The organism is Mycobacterium sp. 1081908.1, assembly GCF_001673535.1.
Taxonomy (GTDB): domain Bacteria; phylum Actinomycetota; class Actinomycetes; order Mycobacteriales; family Mycobacteriaceae; genus Mycobacterium.
Genome location: NZ_LZLY01000019.1, coordinates 1 through 16,347, shown reverse-complemented (window position 1 = coordinate 16,347; position 16,347 = coordinate 1). Strand labels below are relative to the sequence as shown.

General features: G+C 70.5%; 15 protein-coding genes. 12 read left to right on the top strand and 3 right to left on the bottom strand.

Annotated features, from left to right (window positions below):
- The first annotated feature begins 4 nt into the window (after positions 1-4).
- The 10 genes from A5655_RS03230 to tsaD all read left to right on the top strand — a co-directional run bounded on the left by A5655_RS03230 (position 5) and on the right by tsaD (position 10,443).
- The gene (locus A5655_RS03230; protein WP_369807156.1) at positions 5-712 is read left to right on the top strand and encodes a rhomboid-like protein; all 708 of its coding nucleotides are present in this window, start codon (positions 5-7) and stop codon (positions 710-712) included.
- 3 nt (positions 713-715) lie between these two features.
- Entirely contained in the window at positions 716-2,560 is a 1,845-nt protein-coding gene (locus tag A5655_RS03225) for a S9 family peptidase (RefSeq protein WP_067005509.1), read from the top strand.
- A 27-nt stretch (positions 2,561-2,587) separates the two neighbouring features.
- Positions 2,588-4,003, top strand: coding sequence for an NAD(P)H-hydrate dehydratase (locus tag A5655_RS03220; protein WP_067005534.1), 1,416 nt, complete (start codon positions 2,588-2,590; stop codon positions 4,001-4,003).
- Between the two features lie 22 nt (positions 4,004-4,025).
- Positions 4,026-5,411: a glutamate decarboxylase gene (locus A5655_RS03215; RefSeq protein ID WP_067005507.1), complete on the top strand. Its 1,386-nt coding sequence runs from the start codon at positions 4,026-4,028 to the stop codon at positions 5,409-5,411.
- Positions 5,412-5,614: 203 nt separating this feature from the next.
- Positions 5,615-6,781: an alanine racemase gene (gene alr / locus A5655_RS03210; protein ID WP_197508578.1), complete on the top strand. Its 1,167-nt coding sequence runs from the start codon at positions 5,615-5,617 to the stop codon at positions 6,779-6,781.
- A 52-nt stretch (positions 6,782-6,833) separates the two neighbouring features.
- Positions 6,834-7,886 (top strand): alpha/beta fold hydrolase, encoded by a 1,053-nt coding sequence (locus A5655_RS03205; RefSeq protein ID WP_231999053.1) that lies wholly within the window; start codon positions 6,834-6,836, stop codon positions 7,884-7,886.
- The gene (gene tsaE / locus A5655_RS03200; RefSeq protein WP_067005501.1) at positions 7,879-8,340 is read left to right on the top strand and encodes a tRNA (adenosine(37)-N6)-threonylcarbamoyltransferase complex ATPase subunit type 1 TsaE; all 462 of its coding nucleotides are present in this window, start codon (positions 7,879-7,881) and stop codon (positions 8,338-8,340) included. The genes A5655_RS03205 and tsaE overlap by 8 nt, the downstream gene beginning before the upstream one ends.
- Entirely contained in the window at positions 8,319-8,957 is a 639-nt protein-coding gene (gene tsaB / locus A5655_RS03195; RefSeq protein ID WP_156764669.1) for a tRNA (adenosine(37)-N6)-threonylcarbamoyltransferase complex dimerization subunit type 1 TsaB, read from the top strand. The genes tsaE and tsaB overlap by 22 nt, the downstream gene beginning before the upstream one ends.
- Positions 8,954-9,421, top strand: coding sequence for a ribosomal protein S18-alanine N-acetyltransferase (gene rimI, locus A5655_RS03190; protein ID WP_067005499.1), 468 nt, complete (start codon positions 8,954-8,956; stop codon positions 9,419-9,421). The genes tsaB and rimI overlap by 4 nt, the downstream gene beginning before the upstream one ends.
- Entirely contained in the window at positions 9,418-10,443 is a 1,026-nt protein-coding gene (tsaD, locus tag A5655_RS03185) for a tRNA (adenosine(37)-N6)-threonylcarbamoyltransferase complex transferase subunit TsaD (RefSeq protein ID WP_067005498.1), read from the top strand. Before rimI ends, tsaD begins: the two co-directional genes overlap by 4 nt.
- A gap of 148 nt (positions 10,444-10,591) precedes the next feature.
- Here the strand turns inward: tsaD and A5655_RS03180 are convergent, their stop codons facing one another.
- The 3 genes from A5655_RS03180 to A5655_RS03175 all read right to left on the bottom strand — a co-directional run bounded on the left by A5655_RS03180 (position 10,592) and on the right by A5655_RS03175 (position 14,087).
- Positions 10,592-10,954, bottom strand: coding sequence for a DUF732 domain-containing protein (locus A5655_RS03180; RefSeq protein ID WP_067005496.1), 363 nt, complete (start codon positions 10,952-10,954; stop codon positions 10,592-10,594).
- 83 nt (positions 10,955-11,037) lie between these two features.
- Positions 11,038-11,196, bottom strand: coding sequence for a hypothetical protein (locus A5655_RS27670; RefSeq protein ID WP_156764667.1), 159 nt, complete (start codon positions 11,194-11,196; stop codon positions 11,038-11,040).
- Between the two features lie 62 nt (positions 11,197-11,258).
- On the bottom strand, positions 11,259-14,087 hold the full coding sequence (locus A5655_RS03175; RefSeq protein WP_067005494.1) for a LuxR family transcriptional regulator: 2,829 nt from the start codon (positions 14,085-14,087) through the stop codon (positions 11,259-11,261).
- A gap of 167 nt (positions 14,088-14,254) precedes the next feature.
- Between A5655_RS03175 and A5655_RS03170 the strand changes: the two genes are divergently transcribed.
- Entirely contained in the window at positions 14,255-15,484 is a 1,230-nt protein-coding gene (locus A5655_RS03170; protein WP_067005492.1) for a hypothetical protein, read from the top strand.
- A 169-nt stretch (positions 15,485-15,653) separates the two neighbouring features.
- Positions 15,654-16,010, top strand: a complete 357-nt coding sequence (locus tag A5655_RS03165) for a hypothetical protein (protein WP_067005490.1) — start codon at positions 15,654-15,656, stop codon at positions 16,008-16,010.
- The last annotated feature ends 337 nt before the right edge of the window (positions 16,011-16,347 follow it).

Here is a 16,347-nt window from a genome sequence, read left to right as displayed (position 1 = left end):
ACTTGTGGCGAACGCATCGGTGGGCACGCGGCTGCGGCGCATCTGGCTCGCCGTGTGGCGCTTCGTCATCACCGCGCCGCTCACCTACACCTGGCTGATCGTCCTGGCGATCACCACGATCATCCAGAACGAACTGCCCGGCCGCCAGCTGCACTCGGTGCTGCTGCACCGCTCCACCAACATTCACGCGCTCGGCACCGATCCGCTCGACGTGCTGTTCTCCAGCCTGCTGTGGCTCGACGGCAAGAACCTGGAACCCTATCTGCTGCTGTTCACACTGTTCCTCGCGCCCGCCGAGCACTGGTTGGGCCAGTTACGTTGGCTCACAATCGGGTTGACCTCCCACATCCTGGCCACCTATATCAGCGAGGGCATCTTGTACTTCGCGATCGAGGAGCACGAGGCGCCCGAACGGCTGGTGCACGCCCGCGACATCGGGGTCAGCTATTTCCTTGTCGGCGTGATGGCGGTGCTGACCTATCACATCGCGCGGCCCTGGCGCTGGGGCTACCTCGGGGTGCTGCTCGTCATCTTCGGCTTCCCGTTGCTGACGATGACCCGCCACGGGGTGAACTTCACCGCGATCGGTCATTTCGCCGCGCTCCTGATCGGGCTCTGCTTCTACCCGATGGCGCGCGAACGCAAGCGGCCGCCGTTGAATCCCGCGAAAATCAGGGCGGCTTTCCGGCGAATCGGAACGCGCGAGGGGTAGGCGATGGGGCGGCAGGTACGCGCGCTGTACGGCGCGTCGCTGTCCCCGGACGCCACCGCGTTCGCCCACCTCGTCGACGACGGCGGCTATCCCCATGCGGTGCAGCGCTTCCTGCGCGGCCGCCGGGCCAGCTCGTCGCGCAACGTCGAACTTCCCGTCGAGGGCCCGGTCTCGCGGGTCATCCACTCCGCGGACGGACACTGGCTGGCCTGCGAGGTGGCCCCGGAGGGCTTCACCCGTCACCAGATCTGGGTCGTCACCACCGATCCCGACGACCGGATGGCCTGGCGCATCGACGCCGAGGAGGCCGGGACCGCCGAGCTGATCGGGTGGGACGGCGCCCGAGTGGCGGCGATCCTGACGGGCGAGGACGGGGTCGGGCAGTCCTGCCTGATCGATCCGGCCGACGGCAATTGCGTTGTGCTAGACCGCCGTTCCGGCGCCCGGCTCGTCGACGCGTGGGCCGGGGCTGCACTGATCCGGGTCGGGCCACGCGGCTACCAGGAGATGGTGATGCTGCACGGGGACACCGAAATCGCGCTGCTGCCTTCGGATCCGGGTTCGGTGACCGCCAAGGGCGCCATCCTCGACGACCACCATGCGCGCCGCCTCCGCTACGGCCCGGCCGGCGAGCTGACCCGGCTGTACCGGCCGGGCGTGGGCGGCGACGGGTACTTCCGGGCGTTGCTCGTCAGCGACAACGGCTGCGAGCACGCCCGGCTGGTGGAGGTCATCGCCACGCTCGACGGGGTGAGCTACTTCGTGGTGGCCGAGCGCCCCGACTGCGACCTCGACGAGTTCGTCGTCAGCGACGACATGTCCACCGTCGCGTTGCTGTGGAACCTGCAGGGCCGCAGCGAGTTACAGATCCTGCACTACACCGACTACTCGCTGGCCGAACCGATCGCGCTGCCCGGCGACGTCGCCGGCGAGCTGACCATCAGTGCCGGCGGCTCGATGGTGGCGATGACGGTGCAGGGCCCGGCGATGCCGCGGACCGTCGAGCTGGTCGACACCCGCACGCGGGCATGGCAACTCATCGACTCCGAACCCAGCCGCGGCCCGATCGCCTCGGGCTTCTCCGCCCGGCCGTCGCTGGAAACGATCACGGCGCGCGACGGGCTGCAACTTCCGTCCTGGCTGTACCGGGCGACCGCGACCGCCTCGGGCGCTTTGGTGTATCTGCACGGCGGCCCGGAGGGCCAGGCCCGGCCCGACTACAGCGAAATCTTCCCCGATCTGCTCAACGCCGGGATCAGCGTGCTGGCGCCGAACGTGCGCGGTTCCGGCGGGCTGGGCCGCACCTTCGTGCACGCCGACGACAAGGGCAAGCGGTTCGCGGCCATCGACGACGTCGCCGACTGCGTGCGCTTCCTGGTGGACAACGAGGTGGCCCACCCGGACCGAATCGCCTGCGCGGGCTGGTCCTACGGCGGCTACCTGACGATGGCGGCCCTCACGTTTCACCCGGACCTGTTCGCGGCGGGCGTCACCATCTGCGGCATGAGCGACCTGACCACGTTCTACCGCAACACCGAGCCGTGGATCGCCGAAGCCGCCTACCCGGAGTACGGCCACCCGGTCAACGACCGCGCGCTGCTCGAGCGGCTCTCGCCGCTGCGCAGCGCCGAGGCGCTGACCGCGCCGCTGCTGGTGGTGCACGGCGCCCACGACACCAACGTCCCGGTCAGCGAATCGGAACAGGTCGTCGACGCGTTGCGGCGCGCGGGCCGCGAGGTGCGCTACCTGTTGTTCGCCGACGACGGACACGAGATCGTCAAGCGCGAGAACCACGCCGCGCTGGCCGAGGCGATGACCGAATGGCTGACCGAGGCGTTCGAGCCGTAGCGCCTAGGGCATGGAATGCTTGCGGTGATGCGGCACTACTACTCCGTAGACGCCATCCGCGACGCCGAAGCGCCGCTGCTGGCCAGCCACCCCGACGGCGCGCTGATGCGGCGCGCGGCCTTCGGGCTGGCCACCGAGATCGTCGCCGAGCTGACCGCCCGCGCGGGCGGCGTCGCCGGCCGGCGAGTGTGCGCGGTCGTCGGCTCGGGAGACAACGGCGGTGACGCGCTGTGGGCGGCGACCTTCGTGCGCCGTCGCGGCGCGGCTGCCGACGCGGTGCTGCTCAACCCCGAGCGCACCCACGCCAAGGCGCTGGCGGCGTTCCGGAAATCCGGCGGCCGCGTCGTCGAAAGCATCTCGCCCACAACCGATCTCGTCATCGACGGCGTGGTCGGCATCTCCGGCTCGGGTCCGCTGCGACCGGCGGCGGCCGAGGTGTTCAAGGGTGCCGAAGGGATTCCCGTGGTCGCCGTCGACATCCCCAGCGGAATCGACGTGGCGACCGGCGCCATCACCGGGCCCGCGGTGCAGGCGGCGCTGACCGTCACCTTCGGCGGGCTCAAACCCGTGCACGCGCTGGCCGACTGCGGCCGCGTCGAGCTGATCGACATCGGCCTCGACCTGCCCGAGACGGATGTGCTGGGCTTCGAGGCCGCCGACGTCGCGGCGCGCTGGCCGGTGCCCGGACCCCACGACGACAAGTACACACAGGGCGTGACGGGCGTGATGGCCGGCTCGTCCACCTACCCGGGCGCCGCCGTGCTGTGCACCGGCGCCGCCGTCGCCGCCACCTCGGGCATGGTCCGCTACGCGGGCAGCGCGCACACGCAGGTCCTGGCGCGGTGGCCCGAGGTGATCGCGTCGCCCACCCCGGCGGCGGCCGGGCGGGTGCAGGCGTGGGTCGTCGGGCCGGGACTGGGCACCGACGAAACGGGGGCCGCCGCGTTGTGGTTCGCGCTGGAGAGCGACCTGCCGGTGATCGTCGACGCCGACGGGCTGACCATCCTGGCGGCCCACCCCGAGCTCGTCGTGAGCCGCGCAGCGCCCACGGTGCTGACCCCGCACGCCGGCGAATTCGGCCGGCTGGCCGGCAACCCGCCCGGCGACGACCGGGTGGCCGCGTGCGGGAAGCTGGCCGACGCGTTCGGCGCCACCGTGCTGCTCAAGGGCAACGTCACGATCGTCGCCGACCCCGGCGGCCCGGTCTATCTCAACCCGGCCGGGCAGTCCTGGGCGGCCACCGCCGGGTCCGGCGACGTGCTCTCGGGGATGATCGGCGCGCTGCTGGCGTCCGGGTTGCCGGCCGCCGAGGCGGCCGCGGCCGCGGCGTTCGTGCACGCGCGCGCGGCCGCGCTTTCGGCCGCCGATCCCGGCCCGGGCGAGGCGCCGACGTCGGCGTCGCGGATCGTCCCGCACATCCGGGCCGCACTGGCCGACCTATAGCAGCAACGAGAAAGGATCCGCCGTGTCCCGCAGCCATCCGTCCGTGCCGGCGCACTCGATCGCGCCCGCCTACACCACTCGTTTGTTCACCGCGCCGGTCCCGGCGCTGCGGCTGCCCGAGGAGTCGATGGATCCCGACGCCGCGTACCGCTTCATCCACGACGAGCTGATGCTCGACGGCAGCTCGCGGCTGAACCTGGCCACCTTCGTGACGACGTGGATGGACCCCGAGGCCGGCAAGCTGATGGCCGAGACGTTCGACAAGAACATGATCGACAAGGACGAATACCCGGCCACCGCGGCCATCGAACAGCGCTGCGTCTGCATGGTGGCCGACCTGTTCCACGCCGAGCACCTCAAGGACGACGACCCATCGAGTGCGATCGGGGTGTCGACCATCGGCTCCAGCGAGGCGGTGATGCTGGGCGGGCTGGCGCTGAAGTGGCGCTGGCGCCAGAAGGTCGGAAAGGGCTGGGAGAAGCGCACTCCCAACCTGGTGATGGGCTCCAACGTCCAGGTGGTGTGGGAGAAGTTCTGCCGCTACTTCGACGTCGAACCGCGCTACCTGCCGATGGAGGAGGGACGCTACGTCATCACCCCCGAGCAGGTCGTCGACGCCGTCGACGAGGACACCATCGGGGTGGTGGCGATCCTGGGCACCACCTACACCGGGGAGCTCGAACCGATCGCGCAGATCTGCAAGGCGCTGGACACGCTCGCGGCCGGCGGCGGCCTGGACGTCCCGGTGCACGTCGACGCCGCCAGCGGCGGCTTCGTGGTGCCGTTCCTGCACCCGGCCCTGGAGTGGGACTTCCGGCTGCCCCGGGTGGTGTCGATCAACGTCAGCGGCCACAAGTACGGGCTGACCTATCCCGGCATCGGGTTCGTGGTGTGGCGCAGCAAGGAGCACTTGCCCGAGGACCTGGTGTTTCACGTGAATTATCTGGGCGGCGACATGCCCACCTTCACGCTGAACTTCTCCCGGCCGGGCAACCAGGTCGTGGGCCAGTACTACAACTTCCTGCGGCTGGGCCGCGAGGGATACACCAAGGTCATGCAGAGCCTGTCGTCGACGGCGCGCTGGCTCGGGGACCAGCTGCGCGAAGGCGAGCATTGCGAGCTGATCTCCGACGGTTCGGCGATCCCGGTGATCAGCTTCCGGCTGGCCAAGGACCGCGGCTACACCGAGTTCGACGTCTCCCACGAGCTGCGCGGCTACGGCTGGCAGGTGCCCGCCTACACCATGCCGGACAACGCCACCGACGTCTCGGTGTTGCGCATCGTGGTGCGCGAGGGGCTCTCCGCCGACCTGGCCCGGGCGCTGCACGACGACGCCCGCAGCGCGCTGGCGTCGCTGGACAAGCTCAAGCCCGGTGGCCACTACGACGCTCAGCACTTCGCGCACTGAGCCTCTCTGCTTGTCACATCCGTCACATTGGCCCCGGCGCGGGAGGGATGTGTCTTTGTGCCCGCCTCCGAGCGACAACCCGGGATGCGGTGGCGATTTTGTCGCTGTGAGGCGGGCACACCGTGCGCCGCCCGGAACGGGTGACTCCTGTGACAGCTGAGGAGGAGCGGTTCTGCCCGAGGGCTTCTGGGACAATGGCGGGCGTGCCCGTTACGCCGATATCCCTGACGCCCGGCGTCCTCGCCGAGGCCGTGGTGGACCTGGGCGCCGTCGCGCACAACGTGCGGGTGCTGCGCGAGCACGCGGGCGCCGCGCAGGTGATGGCCGTCGTCAAGGCCGACGGCTACGGCCACGGCGCGACCCGGGTCGCCACGACGGCGCTGGCCGCCGGGGCGGCCGAGCTGGGGGTGGCCACCGTCGACGAGGCGCTGGCCCTGCGCGCCGACGGGATCACCGCGCCGGTGCTGGCGTGGCTGCACCCGCCCGGCATCGACTTCGGGCCGGCGCTGCTGGCCGACGTCGAGATCGCCGTGTCGTCGGTGCGCCAGGTCGACGAGGTGACCGACGCGGTGCGCCGCACGGGTCGCGCGGCGACGGTGACCGTCAAGGTCGACACGGGACTCAACCGCAACGGCGTGGCCCCGGCGGACTACCCGGCGATGCTGACCGCGCTGCGCGCGGCCGTCGCCGAGGACGCCATCCGGCTGCGGGGGCTGATGTCGCACATGGTCTATGCCGACCAGCCCGATAACCCCATCAACGACGTTCAGGCCCAACGGCTTTCCGACCTGCTGGCGCGGGCGCGCGCCGAGGGCGTGCAATTCGAGCTCGCGCACCTGGCGAATTCGGCGGCCACGATGTTGCGCCCAGACCTGGCCTACGACCTGGTGCGCCCCGGCATCGCGGTGTACGGCCTGAGCCCGGTGCCGCAGCTCGGCGACATGGGGTTGATCCCCGCGATGACCGTGAAATGTGCCGTCGCGCTGGTCAAGTCGATTCGTGCCGGCGAGAGCGTGTCCTACGGGCACACCTGGACCGCCCAACGGGACACCACTCTGGCGTTGCTGCCGATCGGGTACGCGGATGGCGTGTTCCGCTCGCTGGGCGGGCGGCTGGAAGTGCTGATCAACGGCAGACGGCGGCCCGGCGCCGGACGGATCTGCATGGACCAGTTCGTCGTCGACCTCGGCCCCGGGCCGGTCGACGTGGCCGAGGGCGACGAGGCGATCCTGTTCGGGCCGGGCACCCGGGGCGAACCCACCGCACAAGACTGGGCCGACCTGCTCGGCACCATCCACTACGAAGTGGTCACCAGCCCCCGGGGGCGGATCACCAGAACGTACCGCGAGGCCGAAACCGTTGAGCCCTGACAAAACCCGCAGGCGCCGCAAGGGCAAAGCCTGGCTTGCGGGAGGGGCCGGGGTGACCGCCGTCGCCACCATCGTCGGAGCCTCCGCCCGCCGATCGGTGACCCAGCGCGCGGCCCTGGCCGAAGATCCTTACGCCGAAGAGGATTTCGACACGATCGACAAGGACCGCGCGTACGTGGTGACCACGCCCGACGGGGTGCCGCTGGCGGTCCGCGAGGCCGGCCCGGTCGCCGCGCAGGTGACCATGGTCTTCGTCCACGGATTCTGCCTGCGCATGGGCGCCTTCCATTTCCAGCGCACCCGGCTTCCGAATCGGTTGTCCCCGCCCGTGCGGATGGTGTTCTACGACCAGCGGGGCCACGGGCGGTCCGGTGCCGGCGCGCCCGAGAGCTACACGCTCACCCAGCTGGGCGAGGACCTGGACGCCGTGCTGAGGGCCGCGGCGCCCCAGGGGGTGGTGGTGCTCGTCGGCCATTCGATGGGCGGCATGACGGTGTTGTCGCACGCCCGCCAGTTCCCCGACCAGTACGGTCGCCGGATCGTCGGCGCCGCGATCATCTCCTCCGCGGCCGAAGGGGTCACGCGCTCGCCACTGGGCGAGATCCTGAAAAACCCTGCGCTGGACGCGTTTCGGTTCACCGCCCGCTCCGCGCCCAAGCTGATGCACCGCGGCCGCAACGTGTCGCGATCGCTGATCGGCCCGATCCTGCGGGCCGCGTCCTACAGCGACCTGCAGGTCAGCCGGAGCCTGGACGCGTTCTCCCAGCGGATGATGAACGGCACCCCGATCGACACCATGGTCGGCTTTCTCGACGCCCTGGAGAAACACGACGAGACCGCCGGGTTGTGGACGTTGCTCAAGGTCCCGACCCTGATCGCGTGCGGCGACCATGACCTGCTCACCCCGGACGAATACTCGCGGAAGATGGCGGCCTCGCTGCCCCGCTCCGAGCTGGTCATCGTCGCCGGGGCGAGCCACCTGGCGCTGCTGGACAAGCCCGAGGCCATCAACGACGGGCTGGTCCGGCTCGTCCGCCGCGCCGTCCCGGGCGAGATGGTGCTGCGGTACCGGCGATTGCGAGAAAGGTTGCGGCGCAATGGCTGACGGGGGCACGGCCACGTGCGAGCGCGTCGAGGACACCGTCGCGCTGGGCTCGCGGCTGGGCCGGCAGCTGCGGGCGGGCGACGTGGTGGTGCTGTCCGGCCCGTTGGGCGCGGGAAAAACGGTGCTGGCCAAGGGAATTGCCGCCGCGATGGACGTCGACGGCCCGGTCACGTCGCCGTCGTACGTGCTGGCGCGGGTGCATCCACCGCGGCGGCCCGGCGCGCCGGCGATGATCCACGTCGACATGTATCGCCTGCTGGATCATGGCGGCGCCGACCTGCTGGGCGAGCTGGACTCGCTGGACCTCGACACCGATCTCGACGACGCGGTCGTCGTGGTCGAGTGGGGCGAGGGCCTGGCCGAACGGCTTTCGGAGCGGCACCTCGACGTCCGGCTGGAGCGGGTCAGCCACTCCGATGTGCGGATCGCGACCTGGGAGTGGGGGCGGTCGTGAACGTGCTTGCGCTGGACACCGCCACCCCGGCCGTGACTGCGGGCATCGTGCGGCTCGAGGATCTGACCGTGCTGGCCGAGCGGGTCACCCACGACGCCCGGGCGCACGCCGAGCGGCTGACGCCCAACGCGCTAGCCGCGCTCGCCGACGCCGGGTTGACCATGGCCGATCTCGACGCCGTCGTGGTGGGCTGCGGGCCCGGCCCGTTCACCGGCCTGCGGGCTGGGATGGCGAGCGCCGCCGCGTACGGGCACGCGCTGGGCATCCCGGTGCGCGGGGTCTGCAGCCTGGACGCCATCGGGGTGCGCACCACCGGCGACGTCCTGGTGGTCACCGACGCCCGCCGCCGCGAGGTGTACTGGGCCCGCTACCGCGACGGGTTCCGCATGGCGGGACCCGGAGTCAACGCCCCCGCCGACGTCGACCCCGGACCCGCGCGCACGGTCGCCGGCTCGCCCGAGCACGCCGCGCTGTTCGGGCTCCCGGTGTGCGGGCCCGCCCACCCGACGCCCGCCGGCCTGGTCGCGGCGGTGCCCGACTGGTCGGAGCGCCCGCTGCCGCTCGTCGCGCTCTACCTGCGCCGCCCCGACGCCAAGCCCCTGGCGGCGCCCCGATGACCGCCCCCAGCGAGCCCGTGACCCTCGGCGCGCTGACGCCCGCCGACGCCGAGCGCTGCGCCGAGCTGGAGGCGATGCTGTTCCCCGGCGACGACCCCTGGCCGGCGGTGGCGTTCAACCGCGAGCTGGCCGCCAAGCACAACCACTACGCGGCTGCCCGCGTCGGCGGCACGCTCGTCGGCTACGCCGGCATCTCGCGGCTGGGCCGCGTCCCGCCGTTCGAGTACGAGGTGCACACCATCGGGGTGGATCCGGCCTATCAGGGCCGGGGCATCGGCCGCCGGCTGCTCGACGACCTGCTCGATTTCGCCGGCGGCGGCGTCGTCTACCTGGAGGTCCGCACCGACAACGAGGCGGCCATCGGGTTGTACCGCAGCGCGGGTTTCGCGCAGATCGGCCTGCGCAAGCGCTACTACCGGGTCAGCGGCGCCGACGCGTACACGATGCGACGGGATCCCCAGTGACGATCATCTTGGCCATCGAAACCTCCTGCGACGAAACGGGAGTCGGCATCGCGCGCCTCGGCGATGACGGCGCCGTGACTCTGCTCGCCGACGAGGTCGCCTCCAGCGTCGACGAGCACGTCCGCTTCGGCGGCGTCGTCCCCGAGATCGCCTCCCGCGCGCACCTGGAGGCCCTCGGCCCCGCCATGCGCCGTGCGCTGGTGGCGGCGGGGCTGGACAAGCCCGACGTCGTCGCCGCCACGATCGGGCCCGGGCTGGCCGGTGCCCTGCTGGTGGGAGTGGCTGCGGCCAAGGCGTATTCGGCCGCCTGGGACGTGCCGTTCTACGCCGTGAACCACCTGGGCGGGCACCTGGCCGCCGACGTGTACGAGCACGGGCCGCTGCCCGAGTGCGTGGCGCTGCTGGTGTCCGGCGGACACACGCACCTGTTGCACGTGCGCTCCCTCGGCGAGCCGATCGTCGAGCTGGGCAGCACCGTCGACGACGCCGCCGGCGAGGCCTACGACAAGGTGGCGCGGCTGTTGGGGCTGGGGTATCCGGGCGGCAAGGTGCTCGACGACCTGGCCCGCACCGGCGATCCCGACGCGATCGCGTTCCCGCGCGGCATGACCGGCCCGCGCGACGACCCCTACGCGTTCAGCTTCTCCGGGCTCAAGACCGCCGTCGCCCGCTACGTGGAAAGCCACCCCGACGCCGCCACCCCCGACATCGCCGCCGGTTTCCAGGAGGCCGTCGCCGACGTGCTCACCGGAAAGGCGGTGCGCGCGGCGAGGAAGCTCGGCGTCTCGACGCTGCTGATCGCGGGGGGAGTGGCCGCGAACTCGCGGCTGCGGGAGCTGGCCACGCGTCGCTGCGCGGCGGCCGGCCTGACGCTGCGCATCCCCCGGCCGCGGCTGTGCACCGACAACGGGGCGATGATCGCCGCCTTCGCCGCGCACCTGGTCGCGGCCGGCGCGGCGCCCTCGCCGCTGGACGTCCCCAGCGACCCGGGCCTGCCGGTGGTAAAGGCACAGATGAGGTGATGCTCACCACCTGCGCGCGGTCGCTCAGTTGGTGCGCTTGACGTTTTGGGCCACCACTTTTGAGCCGTCCCGTCGCAGATCGGCGCTCATGTCGACGGTGCCGCAGCATTCAGGGTTTTTGGGATGATCGGTGGCTCCGAGGTTGGGCTCAGTGGTTGGGTCCGATGACCGTGGCGCCGTTGGGCAGGTGGTGGACGAATTGCGGGCAGTAGGCACTGGCGGCGTCGACGACGATGACCAGCGCGGTGTGATTGTCGATCCCGCGGTTGGCGCCGGCGATGTTGGCGCTAATGTCGCTTGGCTCTGCACCGTTGGCGAGCGCGTCGCAGACGTGGTGGCCGATGCCGATTGCGCGTTGGGGACTGCCGAAGCCGATGCCCTGCTGATCCAGCGTGCCCAAATACTGGTCGTCGGCGCCGTCGGCGTGCGCCGCACCGGCGGCGAGGATGCCGCCCACTCCGACGGAGGCGGCGGTGATGACAGCAAATCCAAAGCGTCGAGCGGTGAACATGGTGGTCAGGTTCCTTCCGGTTGGTTGTCTCGTCGTCGTCACGGGCTGTGCGGCCCTCGGCAATCCTCAACAGCGTGTGACCCCTACACCTCGCGGACGGCGGCTTGGGCTTCCTCGTAGCTGACGCCGCGCAATTCGCGGTAGCGCCGGATCGCTTCGAGCCGGTGGCCGGAGCGGGCCAGCTCGACGACCTCTGCCGGCGGCGGGACGGGCTCGCAGGCGGGGTGTGGTTCGTGTGTCACGCCCGTAGCGTGTCGCGGTTACGGGTCGGGCGGCGTCGGGGACGACACCCTGATCTTTTGTCCTAGGGGGTGGCCACGGCCAGTTGAGCCGGCAGTTCCCGCCGGGACCGGATGCCCAGCTTGCGGAACACGCGGTTCAGATGGGCCTCGACGGTCTTCTCGGTGACGAACAACGCCTGGGCGATTTCGCGGTTGTTCTGGCCGGTCGCGGCCATGTCGGCGACGCGACGCTCGGCGGCGGTCAGCGCCTCGACACCGGAGACCATCACTCGCCGCGGCCGCGCGCCGAGCACGAGAAGCTCTTCGCGCGCGGCGTCGACCAGTGGGGTGGCCTCGCACCGCGCAGCCAGGTCCATGCCCTCTTCGACCAGCGACCGAGCGGCGTGGCGGTGTCCTTGCCGACGCAGGACCCGGCCGCGATCGAACAGTGCCCGCGCCAACTCCAGGCGGTAGGCCGAATCGCGCAGCGAGGTGATTGCGCGGTCGAGCATCGCGGCGGCGTCACCGTCCGCGTCGACGGTGGCGCGGACCCGCAAGGCCTTGCCCAAGCCGCCCGGGGCGGCCCACACCGTCGAGATCCTCAACTGCTCGTCGGCCAGCGCGACGGCGCGTTGCTTGTCTCCCGCCGCGGCCAGCGCCTGCGCCGCCCACAATCGCCACAGCGCCCCGCGCTCCTCGTAACCGCCGGCCAGGGCCGCGTCACCGAACGCCAGGAAGTCAATTGCGGCGCCGTCGGCGTCGTGGTCGACCAGCAGCCGAAACCAGCCGCGTCCGGCGCGCGCCCACACCAGCTCGGGTCGGGTAAACGCGTCGAGGGCCTCGGCGCCGGCCAGCACCTCGCGCGCGGCATCGGTCTGCCCGCGCCCCAACAGCGCCTCGATCAACCAACTGGTGGCAAACGCGATGGAGCGGTGGGCGATTGGAGATTCACCCAGCGACAACCCATAATCGAGTGCGACCTCGAAATCCGCTGCGGCAGGAGCCAATTGACCGCGCGCGAGGGCCATCTGCCCGGCGATGATCGATGCCATCAGCAGTTCTGTGACCGATCCACGCTCACGCGCCCGCGCCAGCAGCGCGGTGATCGCCGACTCGGTGTCGTCGAACTGTTCCGCCATGACCAACACGTATGCCGGCTGTGCGCCGCCGACGTTGTCGACCGGGAACTCCGCGGTCAGCGCGCCGGCACCGAGCGCGCGGCCTGCCAGGATCGCCGCCGAGGAGCAGTGGGAGGTCGGGTCCAACGATTGACCGAGGGCGGCCTGCACGAGCGCAAAACGTTCCTCTGCAGTCGTACCCTGCAACTCCCGGAACTGCGCTAGCAGCGCGTCGCGCCACGGTGGCTGCGTGGAGTCGCGAACCCAATTGGCGAGCAGCACACGCTCAGTGTCCAGCCGCAACCGTTCCGCGGGGCCGATCAGCCGGCCCTCCCGCTCCAGCGCGGACAACGCCTCACCGATCCGGCCATCCGCGGCTAACGCCGCGGCGAGAGTAACCGCCGCACGCACCCACAGATCGGACGGCGGCGGCAATTGCAGCGCCCGTTCGAAACAACCGATCGCCTCGGCCACCGCGCCAGCGCGAAACTCGGCCTCGCCGAGCACCACGAGCACGGCCGCCAGATCGGCCGCTGCCGGGGGTTCGGCCAGTGCGCGCCGCAACATGGCACTGGCGGTGTGCGTGGCGCCGCGGGCGAGAGCCCGCTCGCCTGCGGTGCGCAACGTGGTCGCCACCGTCTTGTCACCGGCCGGGCTGGTGAGCACGAGATGGTGGGCGACTTCCTCGACCGGTGCGGCGGCGGCGTGGAGCGCAGCGGCGGCCGCTGCGTGCAGCGCCTCTCGGCGGTCGGGGCGGATGTCGTGGTAGATCGCCGTGCGCACGATCGGATGGATGAAGCCAACCGGGTCACCGGGAGTGGTGATACCCGCGCGGGAGAGATCGTCGAGCGCGGTCGCGGTCGCTGGTAACGGTTTCCGTACGATCGCGGCCAGGATCCGGACGGAGATGCCGTCCCCGGCCGCGGCCAGCGCCTCGGCGACACGGCTCGGTTCGTCCCCGATGCGCCCGAGGCGCAGCAGGATGGACAGCTGGACCTCGTCGGGAACCAGTGTCTCCACCTGCTCGATCAGTGCTTTCTCGTCGGATAAAGCGTTGCTCGGCAACGCATTTGCGAGTTCGCCGAGGAAAAACGGATTGCCGCCCGACACGCGGTGGCAGGCACGCATCACGGTGTCGGGCAGCGTGGAGTCGAAGCGGGCCCGCAATAGCGCCGCGCTGCCGGCCTCGGACAGCGGCTCGACGACGACGCGGCTGGCCGCCTGGGCGCGCAGGTGGCGGATCAGCGTGTGGTCGGCGGGTGCCTCGCCGGAGCGGATCGCCACGACGATCAGCACCCGCAGCGCGTCGGCGCGGCGGGCCAGATACAACAAGAACCGCAGCGATTGTGCGTCGGCCCACTGCGCGTCATCGACGATGACGACCAGCGGAGCGCCGGCCTCGATGTTGGCGACCAGCCAATAGAGCCCGTGATCGACTCCGGTGGACGGCGAGAACACCACGTCGGTTTCCGCAGTGATGGCGGCCTGCGCCAGGTTCGCCGCGCCGGACAACAGACGACACCGCTCTTCAGCGGGAGCGTCGTGCAGCCGGCGCTCGAAGAGTTGCCGGGCGATGCCGTAGGTGACATCGGTCTCCAGTTCGCCGCCCGCCGCAGTGAGGATTGTCATCGACCTTTCCCTCGCGCGCGCACGGATTTCGCTGAGCAGCCGTGTCTTGCCCGTACCCGCGCGCCCCTCCACGACGAGGAGTCCCCCGGCACCATTGAGCGCGCGCGCCAGCAGGTCGGTACCGGCCGCCACCTGCGCGTCCCGCTCGATCAGCTCCGCGACCACGCTGGCATTATCCTGCGCCGCGCAGCCTTTGACAGCGCACTTAGGCAACCCCTGGGGCAAAAGATCAGGGTGTCGGCCCTGATGCCGCCCGACCCGCGCCGCGACAAGGTAATCGCATGTCGCACGCAGAACACCCACTGACCGCCCGAGACGTCAGGAGTAGCACCATGACCAACCGTCGGTCTTCGACTGCCATGATCATCGGCGCACTGTCGGCCGTGGCGTTGGCGGCATGCTCCTCACCGACGAATAACGCATCACCGCAGCGACAACCATCTCAATCGACGGCGTCGGCGGTTCAACCGGCGGCGCGGGGAGTCGAGGCCCCGGCCGCATCGATACCGTGGCGGCAGGTCGGTCCGGGTTGGCTGCTGGCCACCTGGACACCGGCGGTCAGCCATATGCCCGGAGTGCCGCTGGCGCCCGGCGAACCGGAACGCGCCACCTCGAGCACGAAGCTGTACCTCGTCGACCCGGTTGGGGGCCGCTATCTCATCACAACCTTCGGCCCACCCGGGGACAAGGCGGGCCCCGAGCTTGTCGACTGGTCGGCCGATGGCAGCCAAGCCCTCTTCTACACACCGGGTGCGCATCAGCCGAACACCCTGGTGGACCTGCACACCGGCGCCCAAACCCAGCTGACGGTCGATGGTCACGCCCGCTTCAGCGGCCCCGACGGCAAAGCCCTTCTGGTCACCAAGCAGGTCGACACCTCCGGGCGCAGTTCGCTTGTGCGCGTTGACCTTAACGGAGATCGGCAACTGAACTACCGCACCGAGAATATGACCGGCAAGTTCACCGGCAGCTACCTAACCACCCCCGACGGCACTCGTTTGGTGCTGGGCACGTCGGCCGGGATGGCGCTGATCGGCAACGACGGCACGGCGGGGCCGTCTTTGCCGGTCTCGGGTCAAAGCGGCTGCGACCCCGTTCGATGGTGGGACGATCAATCCGACCCCGTTGTCGTCGCGGTGTGCGACAGCAGCGAACACAAGGGTAAAAGCCTGTGGGCCGTGCCCATCAACGGCGGCGCACCCACCGCCCTGACTAAGCCCAACGACGGGCAGAGCGGGCCGGACTACGGCGACATGGATGCCTGGAAGCTGCCGTCGGGCACCTTCGTTCAGGCGCAAGGGGCTTGCGGTGTCGTCTTCTTGGCCAAGATCAACGCCGACGGCTCGACCACGAAAGTCGACGTTCCCAACACCGAGGGCAGCGTCGGCGTCATCGGGACCAACGGCGGCCATCTGTACCTGCACGCGATGACGGGCTGCGGAGGCGGCAAGTCGCTGCTCGACTACGACCCGGCTGCCAACACCTCCACCGTGCTGCTTGGCCCACCGGTCATCGACGGCGGCGTGACCGACGTCCTGCTCTACCACGGCAGGCCGCAATGACCCACCCAGCTTGGAGGTGGTCGGCGAATGACATGAAACTGGCCTACGCTCAGACACGGTCGTTCGGGCCGCTCACCTGCAAACCTGGAGATCCGTGCTGGCTGTCAGCCAGCCAGAAGCGAAGGGAGCGCAACGTGACAGCCCCGTGTGACCATCTCGAGGCCGCAGCGTGAACGACCCGCGGCCGTGGTGGCTCACCTGGCAGGTCGCCGAAGTGGCGGCGGCGATCCTGCCGTGGTTCGGCGCCAATCCGCCCGAGTACGAGGGATTTGTGATGCGGCAGATCGTGCAGTGGATTCAGGGCGCGAAGAACCGCCCCGTCATGTACAAGCCGACCGATCCGTTCACCGATCCCGACATCGGTGCTGTCGCCGAGGCCATCCAGGTGCTTGAACATGCCGGACTGCTCATGCGATCACCCGGCGAGCGCGGCCATGTCGGCCTCACACGAAGGGGCAAGCACGCGTTGGAGACGCGGACGGTGCGTCGGCATCTTGGGCTCGAGGCCGCCGCACCGACCGAGTGATTGGTGCAGGCGCACCCGCCGGTGACCGCGCGTGCTGAATGAGTGGGCTCCGGTTGGGACCACTCGGGCTCGGGACTTGTCGGGTGTCATTGGGGCGATCATGGCTGGGCCGGCACCTCGGCGGGATTGCCACTACGGCTGTGGTCGGCACGCGGATCGCGACCCTGACGGCCATCTCGTCGACCCCCGCGCGCCTACGCTGTCGGCGAGAAGCACCATGGCGGCCTTGAGTGCTAGCACTCGCATGTATAGAGTGCTAGGTGGCAATCGGCCAAGCCCTGTGCCGGCACCCGCGACGACGGCGCTCGGGCAACGGATGGATGCTGCGTCAACTGAT

Coding starts and splice junctions, on each gene's coding strand:
- A5655_RS03220 (WP_067005534.1), top strand. CDS start 2,588: ATGCGGCACTACTACTCCGTAGACGCCATCCGCGACGCCGAAGCGCCG.
- A5655_RS03225 (WP_067005509.1), top strand. CDS start 716: ATGGGGCGGCAGGTACGCGCGCTGTACGGCGCGTCGCTGTCCCCGGAC.
- A5655_RS03180 (WP_067005496.1), bottom strand. CDS start 10,954: ATGTTCACCGCTCGACGCTTTGGATTTGCTGTCATCACCGCCGCCTCC.
- A5655_RS03170 (WP_067005492.1), top strand. CDS start 14,255: ATGACCAACCGTCGGTCTTCGACTGCCATGATCATCGGCGCACTGTCG.
- rimI (WP_067005499.1), top strand. CDS start 8,954: ATGACCGCCCCCAGCGAGCCCGTGACCCTCGGCGCGCTGACGCCCGCC.
- tsaE (WP_067005501.1), top strand. CDS start 7,879: ATGGCTGACGGGGGCACGGCCACGTGCGAGCGCGTCGAGGACACCGTC.